Raw genomic sequence first — 3,813 nt, 5'->3', positions numbered from 1 at the left:
TTAAAAATTGTACTTTATCTACAGAATCTAGTTCTAAAAGGCTTTTAATTATTTGATTTAAAGTGAAAATCTCTTGCATGGAACCACCAAATAATCCTTCTTGAGCAAAATTTACAAATGCAGTCTTATCTGCAACTTCTACGTTTATAAGTTGAGCGTTTGAAGGAATAACTGTTGATAATTTAGGATTTTTAGCGCCTTCAATTAACTCTTTGACTACTGCCTCTTCAAGAGGTGTACTATCAAATTTAATAACTCGCTTTTCTCCAATAAGTTTCTCTAAACTTTCATCACCAGTGTCTATATAATCTTTGTTTACAAAGTAGAGTGTAATTTCTTTTTCCTTAGTTTCTGGAGCAGGTTCTACAACATTATTTTCTGTATCTTCATCAAGTATTTCCAGGGTGCTTTCACCTTCTGTTTCTTCTTCAGAGGCTTCTGAAGCACTTTCACTTTCATCATATTTAGGTTCAGATGATTCAACATCATTTAAAATTTCTTCCTTTTCCTCTGAACTATCCTTTGAGCTACTACAAGCTACAAGTGAAAACATTAATATAATTGACATAAATACAACTAAAAATTTTCTCATGTTCAATATTCTCCTTTCTCTACTTAACATTATTATATAAAATAGATTTTAAGATAAAATGAACAAATATTAAGAAAGTATTAAGAAAAAATAAAAGATCTATAAATTAGTTAGGAATGGTTATTGTAAAGGTACTGCCTATTCTTAATGAACTTTCTACAGATATTGCCCATTTATGTTCATCTATAATATTTTTTACAATAGTAAGGCCTATACCATGGCCAGTCAGCTTGTCTTTTTGATGATCTTGATCTAGGGCTCTAAATCCCCTTTGAAAAATATAAGGTAATTTTTTCTCTTCTATGCCTAATCCATTATCTTCTATAATAATGGAAGATTCATCTTTACCCTGTTGAATGGTTATTATAATGTAATTTTCTTTCTTTTTAGGATCTTTATATTTTATAGAATTATCAAGGAGGTTTAAAATAACTTCTTTTATTTTATTATAATCACATTTAGCATAAATATTGTGGTCAGCTTTAAAATTCATCCTAACACCATTTTTCTCTGCATAAGGGGTAATTAATTTAATTGAATTTTCTAATAATATTTTAATATTTTCTTCTTTTAGTTCTAAAGTTACATCTTCAAGTTTTATTGAATTCATTAAATAATTAACCATCTTTTCCATGCGTTCTGTTTCACCATGTATATCCATTATATATTCTTTATAAGTGTCCAAATGAGTATTACCAATAGAAAGAGATTCTGTGAGAGCTTTTATGGATGTAAGAGGAGTTCTTAATTCATGGGAAATATTATTTATAAAGATTTTTCTATTTTTTTCTATATTACTAAGTTTACAGCTCATTTTATTAAAAGTGCTAACCAATTGGCCAAATTCACCACCTGGATTCTTTTCAATTTGATAACCGAGGGCACCAGATGAGATTTTGTTTACTCCATAGGTTAAATCTCTTAAAGGTCGAGTAATACTATTAGCAGCTATAAGTATTAAAATAATAGATAAGATTAGGGAAATAGAGGATACTTTCAATATATCACTTTTAAGCTCGTTCATATCTTCCTTAACCATATTCATTGATGCAGAGATTAATACTATCCCAGTAACCTTAGTTTCAATGCCATTATTTGTTGTTATAGGGACAGAAAGTTGAAGGATATCTTTAGTATCGACATTATATAATTTTGATGCAGATTCCCCTTTAATACTAGATTTTATTTCAGCATTATCAAGTGTATCACCTATATAGGTATTGTAGCTATCTATTAAAACTTTACCATTAGTATCTGTGACTAGTATTCTAGCATCAGCTTGTTTTGCATAGGTTTTTACCATAGTTCTAGCAAAAATAATATCTTGAGTATTGCTTTTATAGGTTTCAGCTACAATATTAGCAGTTTGAAACAATCTTATTTCTTGATTTTTTATACGCTTAGTTTTGTAACTATTTAATAACACTGTACCAATTAACGAAAAAGACAAAATTACTATTAAACTATATATAATAAGCATTTTAATCCTTATTGAAATAGTAACCAACTCCCCATTTGGTTTTTATATATTTTGGGTCTTTTGATTTATCTTCAATTTTTTCCCTAAGATTTCTAATATGGACATCTATAGTTCTCACATCATAGGCCTCTTCTCCCCAAATATATGTATAAATATTTTCCCGAGTAAATACTCGTCCAGGATTACTAGCTAGAAGATGAAGCATATCAAACTCTTTTGCCGTAAGTTTTATCTCTGCATTTTCTACATATACCTTTCTTTCATCCCAATTAATAGTTAGAGTATTTGAAGATATTATATTATTTTCTGGTTTTTCTTTTACTCTTCTGGTTATAGCCTTAATCCTTGCGATAAGTTCTAGGGTATTAAACGGTTTTGTCATATAATCGTCAGCACCAAATTCAAAACCTAAAATTTTATCATAATCCCCGTCTTTTGCTGTAAGCATAAGTATAGGCATATTATATTTTTTTCTAATTCTTTTGCATACCATCATTCCATCAATATCTGGCAGCATAAGGTCTAGGATAATGAAATCAATAGTATTATGTTCAACAAGATTTAAAGCCTCAGTACCATTATAGGCACCAAAGACCGTATAGCCTTGTTCTTCTAAACTATGTTTTAGCCCTTTTACAATAAGCTTCTCATCATCAACTATTAAAATATTCATAAAATCACAGAATTTAGTCGCAAGAAACCCACAGTTTTATTATGATAGGAATGCGATAAATTCTATTTCCCCCTTTCTAAAGTTTATTTATATCTTTAGAGATAAATTTTGTTTGAAATGAATTTTGCCGAAAACCAATGTTTTTAAATTGTATCATTATTTTATAATTGATGTAATGCTTTTAATAAAAAATGGGGAGATATAGTCTACTCCTCCCCATAGGTTAGTCAATAATTAAATCTATGGCTTCATTTGCATTATAAGAGCTTATTACTAGAGGACCAGAAGCTACAAATTTAAAACCTAAATCTAAGGCCATTTCTTTATATTTATTAAAGGTATCTGGATGAATATATTCAGAAACTGGAAGATGTTCTTTTGAAAGTGGAAGATACTGGCCTATAGTTAATATATCACAATCTAGGTTTCTTAAGTCTTTAAATAATTCTACTATTTACTCTTCTTTTTCTCCTAAACCTACCATTATGACAGATTTAGTTAAAATGCTTTTACCCATTTCCTTTATATTTTTCAATACTTCTAAGGAACGTTCATACATTGCCATAGGTCTTACTTTAGAGTATAAGCTTGGAATTGTTTCTACATTATGATTTATTACCTTTGGTTTAGTTTTTACAACTTTAGTTAAAGCTTCGTTATTTCCTTGAAAATCAGTAATAAGTATTTCTATAATTATATTCTTATCTACATTTTTAATACTATTTATAGCTTTTGTAAAATGGTCTGCGCCTCCATCAGTTAAATCATCTCTAGTTACTGAAGTTATTACTACATATTTAAGACCTAACTTTTTAACAGCATCAGCAATATTTATAGGTTCCTTAGGATTTATAGATTCTACTGGTGCTTTAATTACATTGCAAAATTTATAATTTCTAGTACAGTTTTTTCCTAAAATCATGAACGTTGCGGTTTTTTACTGAAACATTCCATAAGATTTGGACATTTAGCTTCTCGGCATACTGTATTTAATGAAAGCACATCTAAAATCCTATGCACACTATTTAAATCTTGACCGCCACGTAGTTTTATTTTTAACCAATCAGG

The 3,813-nt window shown here is 28.8% G+C and carries 4 protein-coding genes; all 4 read right to left on the bottom strand.

Going from position 1 to position 3,813, the window contains the following annotated elements:
• The coding region (locus tag VK071_09045) for a GerMN domain-containing protein (GenBank protein ID HLR35448.1) at window positions 1-592 on the bottom strand (592 nt) is incomplete at its 3' end.
• A 106-nt stretch (window positions 593-698) separates the two neighbouring features.
• On the bottom strand, window positions 699-2,042 hold the full coding sequence (locus VK071_09040; GenBank protein HLR35447.1) for a HAMP domain-containing sensor histidine kinase: 1,344 nt from the start codon (window positions 2,040-2,042) through the stop codon (window positions 699-701).
• A gap of 31 nt (window positions 2,043-2,073) precedes the next feature.
• The gene (locus VK071_09035; GenBank protein ID HLR35446.1) at window positions 2,074-2,745 is read right to left on the bottom strand and encodes a response regulator transcription factor; all 672 of its coding nucleotides are present in this window, start codon (window positions 2,743-2,745) and stop codon (window positions 2,074-2,076) included.
• 454 nt (window positions 2,746-3,199) lie between these two features.
• Entirely contained in the window at window positions 3,200-3,667 is a 468-nt protein-coding gene (locus VK071_09030) for a lipoyl synthase (GenBank protein HLR35445.1), read from the bottom strand.
• Between the last annotated feature and the right edge of the window lie 146 nt (window positions 3,668-3,813).

It is taken from the genome of Tissierellales bacterium (genome assembly GCA_035301805.1).
Lineage (GTDB): Bacteria > Bacillota > Clostridia > Tissierellales > DATGTQ01 > DATGTQ01.
This window is presented reverse-complemented; position numbering and strand designations above follow the sequence as displayed.

What these genes read in the sequence shown, in the direction of transcription:
- VK071_09030 (HLR35445.1), bottom strand. Translation starts at nt 3,667, where the DNA reads ATGATTTTAGGAAAAAACTGTACTAGAAATTATAAATTTTGCAATGTA.
- VK071_09035 (HLR35446.1), bottom strand. Translation starts at nt 2,745, where the DNA reads ATGAATATTTTAATAGTTGATGATGAGAAGCTTATTGTAAAAGGGCTA.